Consider the following 20,530-nt stretch of genomic DNA (forward strand, 5'->3'; position numbering starts at 1 on the left):
CTTCCGGTGTTTTTGTTTTTTTTGTGTTAAATAATTTTTTTTTTTTTTTTTTTTTTTTTTGTTGGGTGGGGGCTTTTTGCGCGGCCACCCCCCCCCCCCCCCCCCCCCCCCCCACCACGGGTGGAAGATCAATCCGCCTGAGCCACTTGCCCCGCAGTCACCAACGCCTTGAGCGACGCGTCGAACTGTTTCAGGGCCTGGACCTGCAGGGTGCGCTGCTGGTCAATCTGCGCGGCGATTTCAGGAGCGGCCTTGTCGCGAACCCAGACCGAGTCCAGTTGCTTGCCGCCGAAGCCTTCGGCCTTGCCGATGTATTGCAGGTTGGCGTCGTAGAACTTGGCGACGAAACGCGCTTCCACTTGGGCGTTGCGCTGGGTGACCAGGCGGTTGTAGGTGTCGAGCATCACCACCACGTCAGGACGGGCCTGCATCAGCGCGTCGAGATTGTCGTAGACAGTCACGGTAGCGAATTCTTTCTGCAACGAGCCTTTGAGCCAGTCGATGGCCAGTTTAGGGTCAGAGCTATTGATGAAGGCGTTACGAATCCGCGAGTCGAGGCTGCCATTGGGGCTGTTCACCGCAGTGGCGTGGTAGCGCTCCAGGTATTGCAGGTTGCTCACGGTATTTTCGCTGTAGAGCACGCCGACCGACTGGGTGTGTTGCAAGCCGAGGTTGCTGTCGGCCATGGGCATCAGATGGCAAGCGGCGTCTTCGGCGGCAGAGACGGGAGTGGTGGCAGCGAACGCGCCGGTCAGGACAGCGACAAGTGTCAGCAGGGTTGAAATTCTCATCGCGTAGTTCCTTCAAAGCAGGTTCGGTATGGGCTTATCTTCCTCCTTCGCCGGAAAAACAGAACTTGCATTCTTTAATGGTCACTATCGATTGAACAGATGATTGACTATCACACTCTGTACTTACTCAGGTGCTGGAAATAGTCGGCTCAAGGCCCTCACCGGTCAGCACCACCTCGATACCCTGGCGCTGATAGTCGGCCAGGCTGCCCGCCCCCTCAAGACGCTCGCTGAACAACAGATGGATGCGATTGCACGGCGCGACCACGAACGGCTCCACCGCCCCCAGCTTGTCGGCCGTGGTCACGGCAATCACATGAGAGGCGCTGTCGATCATCGCCTGCTTGATCGGCACTTCATCGAAATGCAGCGAGCTGATACCGACTTCCGGATGAATCGCGCAGACCCCGGTAAACAACAGGTCAGCCTTGATTCCCTGAATCAGACGCAAGGTCTCATTGCCGCAGGCCGACATGGTCGCCGGATGCAACTGGCCGCCGCCCATGATCACCTTGATACCGGCATATTCGGACAGCGTAATGGCGATCATAGGCGATGCAGTGACCGCAGTGATGCGAATATCAGGCGGCAACGAACGGGCGATCTGCAACGTCGTGCTGCCGGAATCGAACATGACGATCTGCCCCTCGCGCACCTCTTGTGCCGCGCGCCGGGCCAAGTGCATTTTCACCTCGCTGGTTTCGCTGATGCGGGTGAAGTAATCCTTGCCGGTATCCCTTGGCCTTGGCAGCGCCCCGCCGTGAACCCGTTGCACCAGCCCGGCATTGGCCAGCTCGGCAAGATCGCGGCGAATGGTGTCTTCGGACACGGCAAAGTGCACGCCCAACTCAGAGGCCATGACCTTGCCGTCACGTTCGAGGATCAGCAGGATTTTCTGCCGGCGCAGATGGGGAAGTTCGGCAGCGGAATGTTGGCTTTGCATGTTTATGCCTGTTTATGCACGATCATGCGAGATTACCCAACACTCCAGTCAACTGCAATGGCTTACCAGGACTCGCTCCACGGCCGCAGATCCAGCTCATGCGTCCAGGCTGAAGGCTTCTGTTGATGCAGGGCCAGATAGCTCTCGGCAATGTCATGGGGCTTCAATATGCGGTTTTCTGCCAGTTTCTGCTCCAGGTCAGGGATGTTCTGCCGGGAGAACACCCCGTCGATGGAGCCGTCGCAGATCACATGGGCGACATGAATGCCCTTGGGCCCAAGCTCACGGGCGACGCTCTGGGCCAGCGCACGCAGACCGGCCTTGGCGGCTGCGAACGCGGCAAAGCCTTCGCGCCCCCGCAGGCTTGCAGTGGCGCCGGTAAAGATAATCGTGCCGCGGCCACGGGGCACCATGACTTTGGCCGCTTCCCGCCCCGCGAGAAAACCGGCGAAGCAGGCCATTTCCCAGACCTTATGGAAGACCCGAGCCGTGGTCTCTTCGATGCCGAAGCGCACGTTGGCGCCGATATTGAAAACAACCACCTCGATCGGGCCGATATCTCGTTCGATATCGGCAAACAGGGCAATGGTTTCGTCTTCCGAACGGGCATCGACGCCTTTGGCGTACACCTCCCCGCCAAGGCTGCGAATGGCCTCGGCGCGCGCCTCAAGCTGTTCGATATTGCGCGCGCGGCGAGTGATGACCGTGGGATGACCGTCCAGTGCGAACACCTGAGCGATAGCGCTTCCCACACCATCACCCGCACCAATGACCAGACACACGCCTTTGTTATCGTTGTTCGACATTGAAAGTGCTCCAGGGAGTTAAGGGGCGGCCTGTTGAAGAATTTCTTCTTCCACGTCACGCAAACTGTCTTTGCCAAAGAACAGCTCCGTACCAACCAGAAAAGTCGGGCTGCCGAAGGCTCCGGCCGCGACGGCAGCCTCGGTATTGGCGATCAGTTCAGCCTTGACCTCGGCGCTCTGACTCAGCGTGAATAACTCATGCACCGGCAGGCCGACTTCGCCGAGGGACGCCGCCACGACCTGGGAATCATCCATCTTGCGCCCGCGCTCCCACATATCGGCGTAGACCTGCTCGATATAGGCGGCAAAGACGCCGAGCCGTTGGGCAGCAATCGCCCCGCGCATCAGGTTCAGGGTATTGATGGGAAAGTGCGGGTTGAAGCGGTATTGCTCCAGGCCGTGGCGTTTAACGAAGCGCCGGATCTCCAGGTGCTCGTATTCGAGCTTGTTCCTGATACCGACGTAGGCCGTCGCCGGGGACTGATTGCCGGTCAGCTTGAACACGCCGCCCAGCAGGATCGGCACGTAGTCGAAGGTCGCGCCCGTGCGGTCTTCGATCTGCGGGAGAACCTTGTGACAGAGGTAGGCATTGGGGCTGCCGACGTCGAAATAGAAGGTGACTGTCTGCATACGGCTCCTCATTCTTGTTGTAGTGAGCGGACCGGGCTTGAAAAGAGCCCATAGAATGATAGCCGTAATAATCGTATCTGCTTTGTCTGTAAACCCCTTATGTCAGACCGGCCATATGAGCCATAACGACCCGGCGCACTTTTTCCAGGGCCAGGCGCAGCGTTGCCATGTCCACCGAGCCCAAGGCCAGGCGAATGGCATGGGGCACCTGGGCACCGATGGCAAAGGGTTCGGCCGTGGACACCGCAACCTGCTCGCGCATCAGCGCCATGGCCACCTGATCAGCGCGGACCTCTTCGGGCAAGGGCAGCCAGAGCAGATACGAGGCCGGATGGCCGATCCAGCGCAACCCCGCCAGCACTTCCCGGGCCAGCGCTTGTCGGGCCCGGGCATCCTCGCGCTTCTGCGCTTCCAGTTGCAGGACCGTGCCATCGTCGAGCCAGCCGGTGGCGATAGCCGTGAGTACACCTGGGGTATTCCAGGTCGTCGCGCGAACGCTGCGCTCCAGCGCAGCCATATGCTGCATCGGTGCCGCGACAAAGCCTACGCGCAAGCCGGTGGCAACGTTTTTGGACAGCCCGCTGACATACACCGTCCGCTCCGCCGCCAAGGCTGCCAGTGGTGGTGGCGGATCCTCGGCGAGGAACGCGTAAGCGGCATCTTCGATGATCAGCAAGCCTTGCTCACGGGCAATGGCCACCAGACGCTGGCGCTGCTCGATAGCCATGACCCAGCCCAGAGGATTGTGCAGGGTGGGCATGCTGTATACGGCTTTGATCCGGCGGCTGCGACACAGGCGCTGCAAAGCGTCGAGATCGGGTCCGTGCTCGTCGACAGCAATGGCGACCAACTCCAGATGCAGACTCTCGGCAAGCACCTTGAACCCTGAATACGTCAAGGCATCGGTCGCGATCACATCACCAGGCTGCAGCAGCGCCATCAGAGTCACCGCCAGCCCGTGCTGGGCACCGCTCACAATCAGTATCTGCTCAGCCGCAACCGTCAGCCCGCGCACTTGCAGATGCCGAGCCACCGAGGCGCGTTCATGCAAGCGGCCGGCATGGGGCTGATAGCGCAAAAGTGACTCCAGATCACCGCCGACAGCCAACTGACGCAACGCCCCGCGCAGCAATTCGGCCTGCCCCGGCAACGACGGGTAGTTGAAATTCAGGTCCAACACACCATCGGCGACGACTGCCTGATTGACGCCCAGATCCGGCGGTAGCGCCGTCTCCCGCACGAAGGTGCCCCGGCCCGTCTCGCCACTGACCAGGCCCATGGCTTCCAGCTCAGCATAGACCCGGCTGGCCGTGACCAAGGCCAGACCGTGCTGCGCCGCCAACTGGCGATGCGTGGGCAGCCGTGTGCCTGGCGATAACTGCCCCGAGCGAATGTCGGCGGCCATTACATCGACCAGGGTTTTGTAACGGAAACGCGGCATGGGCAAATGTATCCATGACAATTTTTTGATTGTATTGCTTTGCCTGCCTAGCATGCCTCAAGTCACAGCCAACCTCCAACGACCGTCGAGCACATCGCCCATGGAACGCACCTCCCCCCTCTCCGACACCAGCGGCTGGCTCAATGGGCTGATCGGCGTGATCATTTTCAGCGGCTCACTGCCAGCGACCCGCATCGCCGTGCTGGAATTCAACCCGGTATGTCTTACCGTGGCACGGGCCAGTATCGCCGGGCTGCTGGCCCTGGCCTTACTGTTGGTGTTCAAGGAACGACGCCCGACCCGCCAGCAATTCATGCCTCTGGTCATCGTCGCCCTGGGCGTCGTGCTGGGCTTTCCGTTGCTGACCGCCATGGCCCTGCAATACGTGACGTCGGCCCACTCCATCGTCTTCGTCGGCCTGCTGCCCCTGGCTACCGCAGTATTTGCCGTGTTGCGCGGCGGCGAACGGCCACGGCCGGTGTTCTGGCTATTCTCGCTGCTGGGCAGCGGCCTGGTGGTGGGCTTTGCCATCGCCCAGGGCGTGAGCGCTTCGGCCACAGGCGACATGTTGATGCTGCTGGCCATACTCGCCTGCGGCCTGGGCTACGCCGAGGGCGCAAAACTGTCCCGCAGCCTGGGCGGCTGGCAGGTGATCTGTTGGGCGCTGGTGGTGTCGCTGCCGGTCATGGCCGTACTGACCTGGCTCATGGCGCCACCGACACTGACCGGCATCTCGCTGCCTGCGTGGCTGAGTCTGGGCTATGTGTCGCTGTTCAGCATGCTGATCGGCTTCGTGTTCTGGTATCGCGGGCTGGCCCAGGGCGGGATTGCCGCGGTTGGACAGTTGCAGCTGCTGCAACCCTTTTTTGGCCTGACGCTGGCGGCGACCCTGCTGCATGAGCAGGTCAGCAGCGCGATGATCGGCGTGACGCTGGCGGTGATTTTGTGTGTCGCTGGCGCGAAGAAATTCGCCCGATAAACACACTTTTCGTAGGAGCGGCTTTAGCCGCGAGGGCATTCTCGCGGCTAAAGCCGCTCCTACGGAACTGTCATTCAAGCAACCTCCAAGCGATAAAAAAGGGCCACCTCCAGCGATGAAGGCAGCCCTCGATCAAGCCAGCGAGGTTTACACCTCTTTGACCAACACATCCGCAATGCGGATGCTCAACGCCGCGCCGGTCAGCGTCGGGTTCACGCAGGACGACGATGGCATCACGCTGGTCCCGGCGATAAACAGGTTGTGGTGATCGTGGCTGCGGCAGTCGCGGTCCACCACCGAGTCTTTCGGATCATCGCCCATGATGGTCGTCCCCATGATGTGCTGACGGTTCTGGAAGCCCACGTCGGTGCTGAGGATGTCGGCATCGAGCAGCTTGGCGAACTGCTTGAAATCCTCCAGGGCCTTTTCCTTGCCGGCATGCCAGTAGTCGGCCACGCTGTAATAGATCTCCGGTACCGGCAGGCCGATGGCGTCGAACTTGGTCTTGCTCGGCGTCACGCGGTTTTCCGGCAGCGGCAGGGTTTCGAAGTCCACCGCCCAGTTCAGCGAGCGGGCCGATTGCAGACGGATCTGCTCGTCGAGCTTGGAACCCAGCACGCCCTTGGCGATCAGCCCGGAGGTGATCTGCGAGGTCGGCACGGTGTTGCGCACCTTGATCTTGTAACTCGGGTAATCCTTGCGGAAACCACCGTCACGGCTGTTGAGGTAGACCAGCAACTGCGTCGGACCTTCGCCCGGCCACATGTCTTCCTTGGTCATGACATTCATGCTGATGCCGGTGTGGTCCATCAGGTTGCGACCGACCTGGTCCGACGAGTTGGCGATGCCGTTCGGGTATTTCTCCGAGGTCGACATCAGCAGCAGTTTCGGCGACTCGATGCCATAGGCGGCCAGCACGAAGTAACGCGCAGTCAGTTTGTGCGAGCTCTTGTCTGGGCGCATGTACCAGATCGCGGTGATCTTGCCGTCATCGCCGGCCTCGATCTTGTACACCACCGAGTTTTCCAGGACCTTGGCGCCATGACGTTCGGCTTCGTCGATATGCATCGAGCCGTCGTACTTGGCGGCAATCGGGCACACCGGGTTGCAGTTGTTATTGCCGGCGCACGGTGGGCGCTTGCCATAAGGCCGCGTGGCACGACCGTTGGGCTCGAGGATCGGGTTGTAGCCGCCCTTGCCGAGCATTTCCGAAAGCCGGGTGAACATGTAGCTCGGCTTCAGGCCTTCCATCGGATAAGGAATCGAGCGCGGCGGGAATGCACCACCGCCCTGCCCGCTTTCGTCCTGGCCATCGACGCCGGACACGCCCAGCTCGGTTTCGGCACGGGCGTAGAACGGCTCCAGCTCGTCATAGCTGATCGGCCAGTCGCGGCCACGGCCGTACAGGGACTTGAGGCGGAAGTCGTTGGGCAGCATGCGCCACAGCGACGAACCGAAGTGCCAGGTGGTGCCACCCACGACCCGCAGGTAGGAGGTGTTGTACTTCACCGGGCCGGTCTGTTGCAGGTAGTCGCCATAGGTGGACGGCGCGTGGGGCAGGCTCGGGTAGGGGGAGCCTGCGCCTTGCAGCTTGGCGTTGGCCAGGGACAGTTTGACCGGTGCGTTGCGGAAGGTCTCGACCACGTCGCGGCGATTAACCCGCGGGCCCGCCTCGAGAACAATCACCGACTTACCCGCCTTGGCCAGGCCCGTGGCAATCAGGCCGCCCATGACGCCGGAGCCGATGATGACGACGTCGGCATCGAATTCAGCGTTGCTCATACTTTCGAATCCTGCAGAGTGACCGGTTTGGGACCCCATGAAGCCGGGCCGCCACCGTAAGTGGGGATAATCAGAATGCCGTGGGTCGGCTGGTACATCATGGCTTCGGAGTAGCTGATCAACTCAGCAGTGGCCGGCTCGCCGACGATACCCAGATACCAGGCCGCAATGATGCTGGTGGCCGTAGCCTTCAAGGACGCATCGGGACTGGCCATGGCCAGATACTCATCGACATGCTTGAAGCCGTTGCCCGCCACCAGTTGCTTGAGGGCGCTGACGTTTGCGGCGAAATTCGGCGCGCGTTTGCTCAGGGCGATGTAGTAACGCCCGGCCAGGACCGGATTGACCGGGCGGCTGACCAGAAACTGCGACAGCGCAATGAAGTCGTCATCCGCAGTCGCGGCCATGGCCGCCTGCCACGGCAGCATGCCGCTGGCCAGGCCCAACAGGCCCAGAGCGACCGAGCCGCGCAGCAGATTGCGCCGGGACATGCCTTGTGGAACATCGGTTTGCAGTGAAGTGTGCTTATTCATGTGCTCAGGCTCCCTTGCGCTGGCGACGGGAGACTGACCGGAACACGATCAGGCCAATCAACACACACAGGACAATGATTGCCGGGATGGTCAGGGCTGCCATCTTCGCCAATGGCGCCTTCGGCCCACCCTCGCGAGTCTGGGCCACATCGGCGGCGGTAACGGTCTGGGTGGCATTGCCGAAGCGCGTCAGCACGTAGTTGCTGACATCGGCAATCTGCTGGTCAGTCAGGCGGTCGGTAAACAGTGCGTCCGGGCCAAACGCCGGCATATCAATCGCGACGCCATCGACGGTGCGGTGCACGCCGTAAACGATGGTGGCGATCAGATTGTCACTGCGGCTGGTAGCGGTGTTGTGGAACAGCGACGGGTATTCCTTGTTGCCCTGGCCATTGGCCTGGTGGCAGTTGGCGCAAGTGCCGCTATAGATGTGCCAGCCCGGATTGTCTTCCGGCTTGCCGCCGCGCAGGGTCAGTTCGTCGGTAGAGGCCTGGCCGTACTCATGGCGGGCCTTGCCTTCGTCAGTCTTGATAGGCGTGGTCTGCTTCAGGTACGCGGCAATCGCCTTGAGGTCGTCGTTGCCCAGGTATTGCAGGCTGTTTTCGACCGCTTCGGCCATCGGCCCGGCTGCTTGCGCCTTGCCTTCGACATGACCAGTGCGCAGGTAGGCGACGATCTCGTCGCTGGACCAGGCACCAATGCCGCTGACCTTGTCCGCAGTGATGTTCGGCGCATACCAGCTGCCCAGGGCACCACCGGCCAGTGGCTTGCTATTGTCAGCGGCCATCAGCAGGTTGCGTGGCGTGTGGCAGGTGTCGCAGTGGGCCAGGGCGTTGACCAGATAGTCACCACGGTTGACCTCGGCAGACTTGGCCGGGTCCGGAGTGAAGCGCGTGCTGCTGTGGAACAGCGCGTTCCAGCCGATCATCGACGCCCGCACATTGAACGGGAAAGCCAGTTCGGTCTTGTGCGTCGCGGCTTCGACCGGCTGCACTTCATGCATGAAGTAGTCGTACAGCGCGCTGATATCGCTGTCGGTCATCTTCGCGTACGAGGTGTAGGGCATGGCCGGGTACAGATGGGTGCCGTCCGCCGCTACGCCATCGCGCACGGCACGGGCGAACTCGTCACGCGAGTAGTTGCCGATGCCCACGGTTTTCGACGGCGTGATGTTGGTCGAGTAGATCACGCCCATGGGCGAACTCAACGGGTAGCCACCGGCAAACGCCTTGCCACCCGGCGCGGTATGACAAGCCACGCAGTCTGCGGCCACAGCCAGGCGCTTGCCCGCCGACGCGTTCGCATCCAGCCCTTCGGCATGGGCGCAACCCGTCGCTGTGGCGATCAGGCTCAGGAGTCCGGCAAAGGCATTTCTCACCCCTTTACCAGTGCGTAAATAACGCGACACAGGTTCTATATTTGGCGGCTGCATTCATTACTCTTCAGAAATTCGGATGCCCACTAGAGCACACTAAAAAACCCTGGCGCACGCAGGGGCTTATAGGTACGACGTCGTATAACATCTAACAAATATTTCATGCGCAGTTACATTTAGCAACACTGCATGCGGCAAAATGCCACCGAACGGGAAAATTATCAATAGAGGCTCTATCTCAATGGTCTTGTGAGGAATCAAAAAAATAGCCGGCCACTTAAGAATCATTCTTATCATGAGTCGTTAAGAATTTTTTACCTTTACGCAAAGGTATCGTGCTTTTTCAGCGTGCGCTTCAAGGGACTGTTTCGGAAAAATTAGATAGTCATAATACAACCTAGTTGTAATAAGCCTTTAGTTGCGCGCAACTTGGCCGATAGCCAAAGACCCGGCGTCGCGACTTTTATCCAGGCCCGCCGCTCTCCCCTTGAACATACTTTCGCAGGACGCCTTCAATGACCTGGCTCAATGACGCAAGACTTTCGACCAAACTGATTTCAGCCTTCGCCCTGTGCGCTCTGATCACCCTGGGTGTCGGCCTGCTCGGTGGTCGCGGTACCGCGCAACTGGCTGACAGCCTGCAACTGGTGTTTGAAAACAACCTGGTCTCCGTCGCCAATACCGCCCAGGCCAAGACCAAGGCGGTGGGCCAGAGCCGTGACCTGTATCGCCTGTATATCGCGGTCGCCAGCGGTGCACCGCAAAGCGTCAAGGACGAGTACATCACCTCGATGGATGGCAACCGCAAGGCGAGCGAAGCCGCCTTCGCCGACTACCGCAAGACACCCCTGGCCGACGATGAACGCGCCGCCGGGGACAAGATGGAGCGTGACTGGCCGGCTTATCAGGCCATGGTGCAGAAATACGTAGCCTTGATGCAGGCTGGCGATCTGGAGAATGGCCGCGCCCTGCTGCTGGGCGATCTGCAGAAAAGCTATCGGGTGATCATGGACGAAATCAGCATCATGGTTGACTCCAACAACCGCCAGGTCAGTGAAGGCGCCGAGGAAGCCGCTCGCCAGGAGTCCTCAGTCAAGACCGCCCTTTATAGCGGCATCACCCTGGCCTTTATTGCCGCCTTCGCCCTTGGCCTGTTGATCAGCCGTCTGATCAGCAAACCCATTGCCAGCGCGGTGGCCAGTGCCCAGAGCATCGCCGCCGGTGACCTGACCCAACGCATCACCAGTACCGGCCGCGATGAAGCGGGCCAGTTGCTCAGCGCCCTGGGCGACATGCAGAGCAACCTGAAGAGCACTATCCAGCAGATCTCCACGGCCTCGGATCAATTGGCGCTGTCGGCACAGGAACTGTCGAACGTCACCGAAAACGCCAATACCGGCCTGGCGCGGCAGAATGACGAGATCCAGCAGGCCGCCACTGCGGTCACCGAGATGACCTCAGCAGTTGAAGAGGTGGCGCGCAATGCCGTGTCCACCTCCGAAGCCTCCCAGGCCACCAGCCTGCAGGCCACCGACGGCCGTAACAAGGCGCGCGATGCCGTGGTCGCGATCAACCACGCCACCACCGAGATCACCGCTTCCACCGCCATGGTCGAGAATCTGGCCCTGCAGGTCCGGGATATCGGCAAGGTGCTGGATGTGATTCGCGGCATCGCCGAGCAGACCAACCTGCTGGCACTTAACGCCGCCATCGAAGCCGCCCGCGCCGGTGAGCAGGGCCGTGGGTTTGCCGTGGTCGCCGACGAAGTCCGCGCCCTTGCCGCCCGTACCCAGGCGTCGACCGGCGAAATCGAAGGCATGATCGACCGGGTCCAGGCCAGCGCCGATGACGCAGTAAAATCCATGGGCAAGAGCCAGGCCCTGGTCACCGACACCCAGTCCCTGGCCCAGGCAGCCGGATCGGCACTGGACCTGATCGCCGAGAGCATCTCGCAGATCAATGAACGCAACCTGGTCATCGCCAGCGCCTCTGAAGAGCAGGCCCACGTCGCCCGTGAAGTGGACCGCAACCTGGTCAATATCCAGGACCTGTCGACCCGCTCCGCCGCCGGCGCCGAACAGACCAACGCCTCGACCCAGGAACTGTCGGGGCTGGCAGTGTCGTTCAATACTCTGGTGGCCCGGTTCAAGCTCTGAGCATTGCCCGGCCTCTCTACACATTCTGTGGCAGTGAGTCTGTGGGGAGCGAATTCATTCGCGAAGGTGGTGTTGCAGGCGACACATTCCTATCGCCTGCAACACCACCTTCGCGAATGAATTCGCTCCCACAATAATGTGGCTACCTCAGCAGACATGCGACAAAAAAACCGCGCGACCTCGCTAATGGCAATGTAGAATCACCGCACTTTTTTACCCTGAAATGGAAGTCAAACCATGCGCCTCATCCTGGCCCTGCTCGCCGCTGCCAGCCTTACTGGCTGCGCCTTCACCTCCGAATCGATCGACATCCCCTACACCCAGCAACAAGGCGTGGCCCAGGTGCCTGGCGCCGACGGCTCGACGGTGTCGGTGGACGTCACGGACGCCCGCTCTGACAAATCCAAGGTCAGCAGCAAAAAGAACGGTTATGGCATGGAAACCGCGCCCATTACCGCCAATGAAAATGTCAGCCTGACGATAGAACGCGCCCTCGAGCAGGAAATCCGCGCGCGCGGTTTCCGTGCCGGCTCCGGCGCCAGTGACGTCAGGGTCAACGCCGAAATCAACCGGTTCTACAACGATCACAAGATGGGCTTCTTTTCCGGTGATGCGATTGCCGATCTGAACCTCACCGTAAAGGTTTACGACAACCGCAATACCCAACTCTACTCCAGGGCCATCCTGGTCCAGGGCAAAGAAGAAAACACCCAGATGCTGACCGGCAACAACGCCTCGAAAGCCCTGTCCAAGGCGCTGTCGGCTGGCATGGCCGAGCTGTTCAACGACGCCTCGTTCATCGCAGCGCTCAAGCACCCTGCAACCGGACCGCTGGCGGTAGTCGCCGGGCAGAAAACCAAGTCGCAACTGCTCGATGACCTGGCGGCCGACAAGAGCCTTTCCTATGAAGAGTACCAGCGCAGGTACTCCATCATCATGCGTCAGCAGTAATCCTGCTGCCGGTCCTGCGCAGTGCTCGCGGGACCGGCTACGCGGCTTTGCTGAACTTGATCTTGCCCCACGTCAACCCGATCACCGCCGCAACGGTCGAGGCCACCAGCACGCTGAGCTTGGCCGCTGCCAGCAGCGCCGGATCGGTGAACGCCAGGTTGGCAATGAAGATCGACATGGTAAAACCGATCCCGGCCAGCAGCCCGACCAGGCTCACGCCGGTCCAGGTCACACCGTCGGGCAACTGGCAAATATTGAGTTTGACCAGGGTCACGCTGGCCAGCATCACCCCCAGAGGCTTGCCCAGAATCAGGGCCAGCATCACGCCCATGACCACATGCTGCGAGAGTGCGTCATCCAGATTGACCCCATGCAGATCGACCCCGGCATTGGCCAGGGCGAACAGCGGCATGATGCCGTAGGCGACCCACGGGTGCAGCGCCGCCTGCACGCGCTTGACCGGGGGCAGCATGTCACGTTGGGCATGGCGCAACTGCTTGAGGGGTTTGCTGACATCGTCAGCCTGGGAGAAGCGCTCCATCAGCTCATGAAACGTACGGCCAATGGTATCTAGCGGCCGCTCACGGGCGGGGCGTGAGGTTACCGGCGTCATCAGCCCGAGAATTACCCCGGCCAGGGTTGGATGTACTCCGGTTTTCAGCAGACCGAACCAGACAATTGCCCCCGGCAGAATAAAGGTCCAGGCCTTGCCGATGCCCATGCGCTGGAAAATCAGCACCAGTAACAAACCCATCGCAGCAATCACCAGCCCCAGATAATCCAGGCTGGCCGTGTAGCACACCGCAATGATCAGGATGGCGACGATATCGTCAATGATTGCCAAGGCCAGCAGCAGAATGCGTACACCGCCAGGAATCGACTTACCCAACAGCGCCAGCACGCCGACGGCAAAGGCTATGTCCGTGGCGGTCGGCACGGCCCAGCCACTACCCGCCACGGTGCCATGATTGAAGAGGGTGTAAATGATCGCAGGCATCATTACCCCCCCTAACGCGGCGCCGAGGGGCAAGGTTGCCAGCTTGAGACTGGCCAGGGCACCGTCCTTGATCTCCTGACGAATCTCGGCCCCTACGACGAGGAAGAAGATCGTCATCAAGCCATCGTTGACCAGAAAATGCAGCGAACGGGACACGCTGAAATCGCCAAGGCCGACAGTCACTTGGGTGTTCCAGAAGTGTTCGTAAGAATCCGCCGCCGGGCTATTGGCCCAGATCAGCGCAATCACCGCAGCAATCAGCAGGACAATGCCACTGACCGCTTCGATATGGGAAAACCGCTCCAGGGCCGACAGGGCCTTCTCGGTCAGGACTTGCGGGCGGGGAATGGACGGCGACACCGGGCTTTTTTCAGGCACAGTCAATCTCCGTTGGCGGCCCGACCAACGCTGAGATTTAACCTGCTCTGTTACAGATGTAACAACGCACCCGCTGCGATCATAAGAAGGTGGCGGGTGAGATGCAAATGGCCATTATCGATAGCGGAAGAACGGTCTGAGCTCGGCCGCATCAAAAGCCTGGAAAGTGCGCAGTTGCAACCGACTCAGGCGACCTCACGAGCCCGATCGCGTTCATAGGCCTGCTGTGCCAAGCTTTCCAGATGAGCATCCAGACGATTGGCCATTGCCGAATAGCGCTTCTGATCGCCAATGTACTTGTAGAGGAAATACCCCCCGCCGATGAGAAACGCCAGGGTATGGGCACCGGTGACATAACCCAGCACAATAAACAGCGCGATGCCGATCATTAAGGCTTTCAGATTGAAGGGCGTGAGGCCCAGCGCTGCGCTCAGCGGCGCGCCTCGTTTCAAGAACCAGTGTTTGTTGGCGCTGTGATTGACGATAACGCTATACCAATAGGTTCCTGTCCCGTGTTTGCGCAGCGCGCCGATCAAGGTAATCCGTTGACCTGTACGCAAAGGGATATCGTGGCCCCTAAGCTTGACGTCGTGTTCCACACCCGCATCATCACGAACCCAGAACTCATGATTGATCACATTCGTCGAACTGATTTCGACCGCGCTCAGGTGTCCGCCATTCTTGCCGACATAACCGCCACCACCGCTGGCTGACACATGTGTCTCGTTGAGCTTTTCACTGCCGACCACTTCACCGACCAATGAAATGAATTCGACGGTTTTATCGTCGTGGATAAAATCTTGCATCTCTAATCCTTGAAAATTCCACGTCCATCCAGGTATGGCGTGACTGCGCCCCTATGCTACTGACTAGCTACCCCTCGACTCAACACTCCTCGCAACAATTACCGGTCATGTGGCCTGAGGGGCCAATTTGCTCTCCAGTCCCGCCTTAACCTGCGGCCATTCGTCATCGATGATGCTGAAACGCACCGAATTGCGCTTGCGCCCGTCCGGCATGATGCGTTCATGGCGCACGATGCCCTCTTGAGTCGCACCGATACGCAGGATCGCCGCTCGGGATTTTTCGTTCAATTCATCGGTGGTGAATTGCACGCGCACGCAGTTCATCACTTCAAAGGCATAGGTCAGCAACAGCAGCTTGGCTTCGGTGTTGACCCCGGAACGTTGCGCCGACCTGGCCAGCCAGGTATGGCCGATTTCGAGCTTGCGGTTGGCCCGGTCGATTTTCCAGAAACGGGTACTGCCCAGAGGCGTGCCGGTTTCGCGATGAATGATGACAAAAGGCATGACCGTACCGGCCTGGGCACCTTGCAGGGCAGTGGCCAGGTACTTGTCCACCGTGGTCGGCCCTGGTATCACCGTGACCGTCATGTCCCACAACTGGCCGTCAGCAGCGGCTGCCAGCAGCACCAGAGCGTCATCCGCGTTCAGAGGGCGCAATTCGATGGTCGGGCCGACCAGAGTCGGGGCGTCGAGGGGGAATTTGTCTTGCATGATTCGCGGGTCCGGCAGAGGGGAAATCAGGTTAGAGCTGCCACCCTCGCACGGCAAGAGCCAATCCGCCGCTAAACTGGCCTGAATCACGCATGCCCTTGTCATCACAGACAGAGCCAATCAAGGTGCGCCATGCCCGCCATTCAACTGCCCTGGTACGAACAACGCGACGTCGGCGACGGCATCAAGCAGTTTTCGCAGCCGTATATTCATCGCTACTTCGCCGCCAACTTCTTCCATCTGCGCGGGCGTGATGCGGACCTGATCATCGATTTCGGCATGGGTTTGCAGCCCTTGCGGCCATTGCTCGATGTGCCGCCGGACAAGCCTTTGATCGCCGTGGCCACGCATATCCATGCCGACCATATCGGCGCCTTTCATGAATTCGAAACCCGTCTTGGTCACCCCTTGGAAGCCGATGCCTTTGCCCGTATGAGCGACGAGGAAACCCTCGCCCAGGTCTTCCGTGAGTTGCCCAACGCGGTAACCCAACCGCCCTGCCCCGGCTGGACGCCCGAGCACTACCGAATCACTCCCGCGCCCCTGACCCGGCAAGTGGGCGAAGGTGATGTCATTGACCTGGGGGATCGACAACTGCAAGTGATGCATCTGCCCGGCCACTCCCACGGCTCCATCGCCCTGCTGGAGCAGGCGCGCGGCATTCTGTTCAGCGGTGACGTGATCTATCGCGGTGGGCTGGTGGATGACCTGGCGTGCTCGGACAAAGGGATTTATCGCCGGTCCATGGAGCGCTTGCTGACGCTGGAAATACGCATAGCCCATGGCGGGCATGGGCCGAGTATGGATCAGGCGCAGATGCGCGAGATTGCTCGGGGGTATCTGCAGGGGACGGCGGCGATGGCGACTGCTCAATAGTGAGCATAATCGTGGGAGCGAATTCATTCGCGAAAGCGGTGTTCCAGACGATGAAGATGCGTCGAAGGTACCGGCCTTTTCGCGAACGAATTCGCTCCCACAAGATTTGCTCCCTGCCTCGGTTAGTGTTTGCTGCGCGACAGCGCGGCGCTTTAGCGGCGCGACGGCTCCCACAAGAACAGCGCCTTTCCAGATCGCTATGCCCTGATTGGTGGGTTTTACCAGGACCGACTCACAACGTTATATCTGCAAAAACCCGGACGCCCGCTTCCACCACGGCCGCTGCCGTTGCAGGCTTTGGCGCGTCTCGTGCAGCAGCACGTTAGGCATATCGCGCAGGCGGATCCAGGGCTCGTTCTGCCAGTGCAGCAGGCTCAGGGAGTCTCCGGCCCAGTCCAGCAGACCCTGGGTCGGGCGTTCGCCATAGCCCAGGTGGTTGGCGTCGCGCAGGGTGGGTGCGACGTTCTGCGTCAGCCATTCGCGCACCTGCCGGGTATGGGCACCGGCGTGATAGACCAGCAACGCATAGGCGCCGGATTCGCTGACCATCAGGCTGTCGCCCAGCTTTTGCAAGCGCACGACGCGGTGCTGATCGGGGTCGAGCTTGCGCAGGCCGCGCTCGTCCAGGGGGTAGCCCATCAACCAGCCCAGATCATAGGCACGCAGCCAGACGTCGTTTTCCAACAAGAGGGCATGAAGGCGGCGGTGGTTGTGGGTGAATACGGTGGGGGTGTGGCAAGGATCGTCAGCGAATTGAGTAGCTATTTTCTTATTCATGAGTGAAACCAATCGGGGTGGATTTCAGCCATTCACTTGTCGCCAAACAAATAAGGTGGCAGCTATGCACAGGTTGGCGAACCGGTAACCCCGAACCCGGCAGACCCGAAGGTCTCCCGCACATAGCTACCATAAAAACGGGTAGTACGTAATTATGCACCCGTTCGATATGGTCAGCATTGCGGGGTTACTGGATCGCCAAATCCAGAGCTGAATATTCAGCAGGCCGGGAGGTTAATGGTCGATTTTTCATGAGGCAAGCGGGGAAATGTAACCTTATGACTCGGTTGAAACAGGGCCTGATGGGGAGGACCTTTTCGCGGGCAAGCCTCGCTCCAACGAGACCACACGAACCCGTTGGAGCGAGGCTTGCCCGCGAATCCTATAGGTCGGGCGCAGGAGATGTAGCGGCAGTAATCAATTCTTCCCGGCTAAAGCCGGTCCCACATCAGGCGCGCAGCATAGTGCCTGTTCAGGCCGTTGCGTCGTACACCGGCACATCCCCCAGAATCGTCGCCCGATGCATTACCCGCCTCTGCGGTCGATAGTCATCCACCGCATAGTGCTGGGTAATGCGGTTATCCCAGAACGCCACATCGTTGGCCTGCCACTGCCAGCGGATGGTGAATTCAGGGCGGCTGATATGGTTGAACAGCAGGGCCAGGATCGTGTCGCTTTCCCGTGGGCTCAGTTCGTTGATGCGGGTGGTGAAGCCCTCGTTGATGAACAGGCCCTTGCGCCCGCTGACCGGATGGGTACGGATCACGGGATGGGACAGCGGCGGATGATCGGCCTTGGCCTTTTCATAGCGCAGCACCTCTTGCGGAGTGCTGGCGAAGCGATCGATGGGGAACGACTTGACCAGCTCATGGGTCGCTGTCAGCCCTTGCAGCAGGTTCTGCATGGCCGGGGACAAGGCCTCGAAAGCCGCCGAACTGCTCGACCACAAGGTATCGCCGCCATAGGCCGGCACCACTTTCGCCGCAAGAATGCTGCCCATGGCCGGGGCCGCGAGGAAGGTCACGTCAGTGTGCCAGATGGCGTTGTCGCGCAGGTCGGTCAGGGCCGTATCGATCAGCAGCAGATCCGGCGCCTGCTCGACACTCGGGTAGATCGGATGCCGGTGCAGGCCACCGAAGCGCGAGGCAAAGCCCACGTGCTCGGCGGGGGTCAGGTTCTGATTACGGAAGAACAGCACCTGATGGGCCAGCAAGGCCTGCTCGATCGTCTGCTGATCGTGATCGCTCAAGGGCTGGGTCAAGTCGATGCCGGTAATCTGTGCACCGAGCGCCGGGCTGACCGGCAAGACGTTGACAGTCATGCTTACTCCCCGATGAACTTGTCGCTGACGTAGGACGAATAATCCGGCAGGACGCTTTCGATCTTGCCCTGTTCCTTGAGGAATTCGGAGGTATTGGCAATAGCCGTTACCGTGCCGCCACCCAGGAGTGCTGGGGATTTCTGCTCGGCTGCGGTAGGAAAGTGCGAACCGTCCAGCAGCTCAGGCACATCGGCGGCGTTGGCACCGGTAAAGCGCGCAATGGTTTTCACTGGCGCGGAATCGGCGGTCCATTCGCTGCGGTGCGCGGTGTAATCGGCAATGGCGGCGAGGCTGACCTTGGCGAACTTGGCCACGACGTCAGGATGTTTCTCGGCGAAGTCCTTGCGCGCGACCCACACTTCGAACGTCGGCGAACCCCAGTCGGACACCTGCCCGGCGTCGGTCAGAATCTTGCCGCTCTTGCGAATCTCGCCCAGGGCAGGCGACCAGGTGAAGGCGCCATCGATATCTCCGCGCTTCCACGCTGCGGTGATCTGCAGCGGCGTCAGGTTAACGATATTGACCTTGCGCGGGTCGATATTCCAATGCTTGAGCGCGCCGAGCAGACTGTAGTGGGAAGTGGACACGAATGGCACGGCGATCTTCTTGCCGATCAGGTCCTGGGGGTTAACGATGCCGCTGCCGTCACGCACCACCAGGGCTTCGGAACTGCGGATCTGTGAGGTCACGATGAACGCTACCAGCGGCATCTTGCGCGACGCGGCGGCAGCCAGGGGGCTGGAACCGAGGTTGCCGATCTGCACGTCACCCGATGCCATGGCCGCCAGGACCGCAGGGCCTGCATCGAACTGGCGCCAATCGATTTTCGTACCAATAGCCTTTTCGTACTCGCCGTCGGCAATGGCGCGTTTGACCGGGTCGATGCCGGTGATATAGCCGATGGTCAAATCAGCGGCCTGCCCGGCCAAGGAAAAAGCGACAAAGCCCAACGCGACGCTTACGTGTGCAATCCAGTTCTTTTTAGTCATTTTCAAGAGATGCCTTGGCAGTCAGTACGCGGCAAATCGAGGTCGAGCCGCGCCGGAGAGCCAAGCATAAAGTTCTATCAATCCTATTTTAAATACCGTTTAGGAATTAGCTTAGGCTGCGCCGCACACTAGTCACCGAGCCCGAGAGTGGGCCATGATAGCGACCCTTTTGCGCCTGAATGGTCGGGTGGGCCATCGTCAACCGGCAGATAGTCCGAACTCAAAGCATCCCCCCGCGGTCCAGGATCCATAGAGCAGACAACGAGGTTCGCCCCATGAGCAACGCACCCTATGTTCCGCCCAAGGTCTGGAAGAACGAGGCGCCGTCCGGTGGTTCCTTCGCCAGCATCAACCGCCCCGTGGCCGGCCCTACCCATGAGAAAGTCCTGCCGGTCGGCAAGCAGCCGTTCCAGCTGTACTCCCTGGCCACGCCCAATGGCATCAAGGTCACCATTTTGCTGGAAGAGCTGCTGGCACTGGGTCACAGCGCCGCCGAGTACGATGCCTGGCTGATCCGTATCGGTGAGGGTGACCAGTTCTCCAGCGGCTTCGTCGAGATCAACCCCAACTCGAAGATCCCCGCCTTGCTGGATCGCAGTGTTGAGCCAGCGGTACGGGTATTCGAATCCGGTTCGATCCTGCTGTATCTGGCGGAAAAATTCGGCGAATTGCTGCCCACCGACCCGGCCGGGCGAACCGAAACCCTGAACTGGCTGTTCTGGCAGATGGGCGCGGCGCCTTACCTGGGCGGCGGCTTCGGGCACTTCTATGCCTATGCGCCGGAAAAGATCGAGTACGCCATCAACCGTTTTGCCATGGAAGCCAAGCGTCAACTGGACGTGCTGGAGCGTCGCCTTGGTGAGAGCAAGTACCTGGCGGGCGACAGCTACACCATCGCCGATATCGCGGTGTGGTCGTGGTATGGCCAACTGGCGTTGGGCACCCTGTACTCGGCGGCCGAGTTCCTCGCAGTCGAGGAATACCCCCACGTACAGCGCTGGGCCAAAGAAATCGCCGAACGCCCGGCAGTGATTCGCGGCAAGCGGGTCAACCGTACCTGGGGCGATGAAGCGACCCAAGTGCCGGAGCGGCATTCGGCGGCGGATCTGGATTGAAGCTCTCCAACTGAGCAGGGTCTCGTGGGAGCGAATTCATTCGCGAAAGCAGTATTCCAGGCGATGAAGATTCGTCGAATGTACCGGCCTCTTCGCGAATGAATTCGCTCCCACATCTATGGTTCCCCCTTTTTCTGCAATACTGTTTTTGATGCGTGTAATGGCTTGCTGCA

The 20,530-nt window shown here is 60.3% G+C and carries 19 protein-coding genes and 1 pseudogene; 6 read left to right on the top strand and 14 right to left on the bottom strand.

From position 1 onward, the window contains the following. Positions 1–128: 128 nt before the first annotated feature. From M2401_RS34025 to M2401_RS34045, 5 genes are all read right to left on the bottom strand, one after another. The gene (locus tag M2401_RS34025; protein WP_259111401.1) at positions 129–791 is read right to left on the bottom strand and encodes an ATPase; all 663 of its coding nucleotides are present in this window, start codon (positions 789–791) and stop codon (positions 129–131) included. Between the two features lie 127 nt (positions 792–918). Then, on the bottom strand, positions 919–1,734 hold the full coding sequence (locus M2401_RS34030) for a DeoR/GlpR family DNA-binding transcription regulator (protein ID WP_259111402.1): 816 nt from the start codon (positions 1,732–1,734) through the stop codon (positions 919–921). A gap of 62 nt (positions 1,735–1,796) precedes the next feature. Next, positions 1,797–2,540 carry an SDR family NAD(P)-dependent oxidoreductase gene (locus tag M2401_RS34035; RefSeq protein WP_259111404.1) on the bottom strand — a complete coding sequence of 248 codons (744 nt, stop codon included), beginning with the start codon at positions 2,538–2,540 and terminating at the stop codon, positions 1,797–1,799. Between the two features lie 18 nt (positions 2,541–2,558). Next, positions 2,559–3,170, bottom strand: a complete 612-nt coding sequence (locus M2401_RS34040) for a 2-hydroxychromene-2-carboxylate isomerase (RefSeq protein ID WP_259111405.1) — start codon at positions 3,168–3,170, stop codon at positions 2,559–2,561. A gap of 97 nt (positions 3,171–3,267) precedes the next feature. Further along, positions 3,268–4,611, bottom strand: coding sequence for a PLP-dependent aminotransferase family protein (locus M2401_RS34045; RefSeq protein ID WP_259111406.1), 1,344 nt, complete (start codon positions 4,609–4,611; stop codon positions 3,268–3,270). 100 nt (positions 4,612–4,711) lie between these two features. Here M2401_RS34045 and M2401_RS34050 point away from each other — a divergent pair, with 100 nt between their 5' ends. Beyond that, positions 4,712–5,590: a DMT family transporter gene (locus tag M2401_RS34050; protein ID WP_259111408.1), complete on the top strand. Its 879-nt coding sequence runs from the start codon at positions 4,712–4,714 to the stop codon at positions 5,588–5,590. A 147-nt stretch (positions 5,591–5,737) separates the two neighbouring features. On the opposite strand, the gene M2401_RS34055 is transcribed toward M2401_RS34050, so the two are convergent. From M2401_RS34055 to M2401_RS34065, 3 genes are read right to left on the bottom strand one after another with little or no spacing between them, the layout of a single operon-like run. Next, positions 5,738–7,372 carry a GMC family oxidoreductase gene (locus M2401_RS34055; RefSeq protein ID WP_259111411.1) on the bottom strand — a complete coding sequence of 545 codons (1,635 nt, stop codon included), beginning with the start codon at positions 7,370–7,372 and terminating at the stop codon, positions 5,738–5,740. Next, complete coding sequence (locus M2401_RS34060; protein WP_259111413.1) at positions 7,369–7,905, bottom strand: sorbitol dehydrogenase family protein; 537 nt, start codon at positions 7,903–7,905, stop codon at positions 7,369–7,371. Before M2401_RS34060 ends, M2401_RS34055 begins: the two co-directional genes overlap by 4 nt. A 4-nt stretch (positions 7,906–7,909) precedes the next feature. Continuing rightward, positions 7,910–9,283 (bottom strand): cytochrome c, encoded by a 1,374-nt coding sequence (locus M2401_RS34065; RefSeq protein ID WP_259111415.1) that lies wholly within the window; start codon positions 9,281–9,283, stop codon positions 7,910–7,912. 512 nt (positions 9,284–9,795) lie between these two features. Here M2401_RS34065 and M2401_RS34900 point away from each other — a divergent pair. From M2401_RS34900 to M2401_RS34075, 3 genes and pseudogenes are all read left to right on the top strand, one after another. Then, positions 9,796–10,578, top strand: a pseudogene (locus tag M2401_RS34900) (MCP four helix bundle domain-containing protein); the annotation flags it as partial. Next, positions 10,573–11,436 carry a methyl-accepting chemotaxis protein gene (locus M2401_RS34905; protein WP_409034032.1) on the top strand — a complete coding sequence of 288 codons (864 nt, stop codon included), beginning with the start codon at positions 10,573–10,575 and terminating at the stop codon, positions 11,434–11,436. The pseudogene M2401_RS34900 and the gene M2401_RS34905, both read left to right, overlap by 6 nt. A 237-nt stretch (positions 11,437–11,673) precedes the next feature. Further along, positions 11,674–12,387, top strand: coding sequence for a YajG family lipoprotein (locus tag M2401_RS34075; protein WP_259111419.1), 714 nt, complete (start codon positions 11,674–11,676; stop codon positions 12,385–12,387). Between the two features lie 37 nt (positions 12,388–12,424). On the opposite strand, the gene nhaA is transcribed toward M2401_RS34075, so the two are convergent. From nhaA to M2401_RS34090, 3 genes are all read right to left on the bottom strand, one after another. Next, positions 12,425–13,762 (bottom strand): Na+/H+ antiporter NhaA, encoded by a 1,338-nt coding sequence (gene nhaA, locus M2401_RS34080; protein WP_259111420.1) that lies wholly within the window; start codon positions 13,760–13,762, stop codon positions 12,425–12,427. Between the two features lie 185 nt (positions 13,763–13,947). Continuing rightward, positions 13,948–14,568, bottom strand: a complete 621-nt coding sequence (locus M2401_RS34085) for a hypothetical protein (RefSeq protein ID WP_259111422.1) — start codon at positions 14,566–14,568, stop codon at positions 13,948–13,950. 105 nt (positions 14,569–14,673) lie between these two features. Beyond that, positions 14,674–15,279 (bottom strand): GNAT family N-acetyltransferase, encoded by a 606-nt coding sequence (locus M2401_RS34090; RefSeq protein WP_259111424.1) that lies wholly within the window; start codon positions 15,277–15,279, stop codon positions 14,674–14,676. 132 nt (positions 15,280–15,411) lie between these two features. Between M2401_RS34090 and M2401_RS34095 the strand changes: the two genes are divergently transcribed. After that, positions 15,412–16,155 (top strand): MBL fold metallo-hydrolase, encoded by a 744-nt coding sequence (locus M2401_RS34095; protein WP_259111426.1) that lies wholly within the window; start codon positions 15,412–15,414, stop codon positions 16,153–16,155. 240 nt (positions 16,156–16,395) lie between these two features. Here the strand turns inward: M2401_RS34095 and M2401_RS34100 are convergent, their stop codons facing one another. The 3 genes from M2401_RS34100 to tauA all read right to left on the bottom strand — a co-directional run bounded on the left by M2401_RS34100 (position 16,396) and on the right by tauA (position 19,242). Next, a complete protein-coding gene (locus M2401_RS34100) occupies positions 16,396–16,932 on the bottom strand; it encodes a phage antirepressor protein (protein WP_259111428.1) in 537 nt (178 codons plus the stop codon). A gap of 472 nt (positions 16,933–17,404) precedes the next feature. Continuing rightward, on the bottom strand, positions 17,405–18,253 hold the full coding sequence (gene tauD, locus M2401_RS34105; RefSeq protein WP_259111431.1) for a taurine dioxygenase: 849 nt from the start codon (positions 18,251–18,253) through the stop codon (positions 17,405–17,407). A 2-nt stretch (positions 18,254–18,255) separates the two neighbouring features. After that, positions 18,256–19,242 carry a taurine ABC transporter substrate-binding protein gene (tauA, locus tag M2401_RS34110; protein ID WP_259111433.1) on the bottom strand — a complete coding sequence of 329 codons (987 nt, stop codon included), beginning with the start codon at positions 19,240–19,242 and terminating at the stop codon, positions 18,256–18,258. 275 nt (positions 19,243–19,517) lie between these two features. Here tauA and yghU point away from each other — a divergent pair, with 275 nt between their 5' ends. Further along, entirely contained in the window at positions 19,518–20,357 is an 840-nt protein-coding gene (gene yghU, locus M2401_RS34115; RefSeq protein WP_259111436.1) for a glutathione-dependent disulfide-bond oxidoreductase, read from the top strand. The last annotated feature ends 173 nt before the right edge of the window (positions 20,358–20,530 follow it).

This window comes from Pseudomonas sp. JUb42, from assembly GCF_024807945.1.
Lineage (GTDB): Bacteria > Pseudomonadota > Gammaproteobacteria > Pseudomonadales > Pseudomonadaceae > Aquipseudomonas.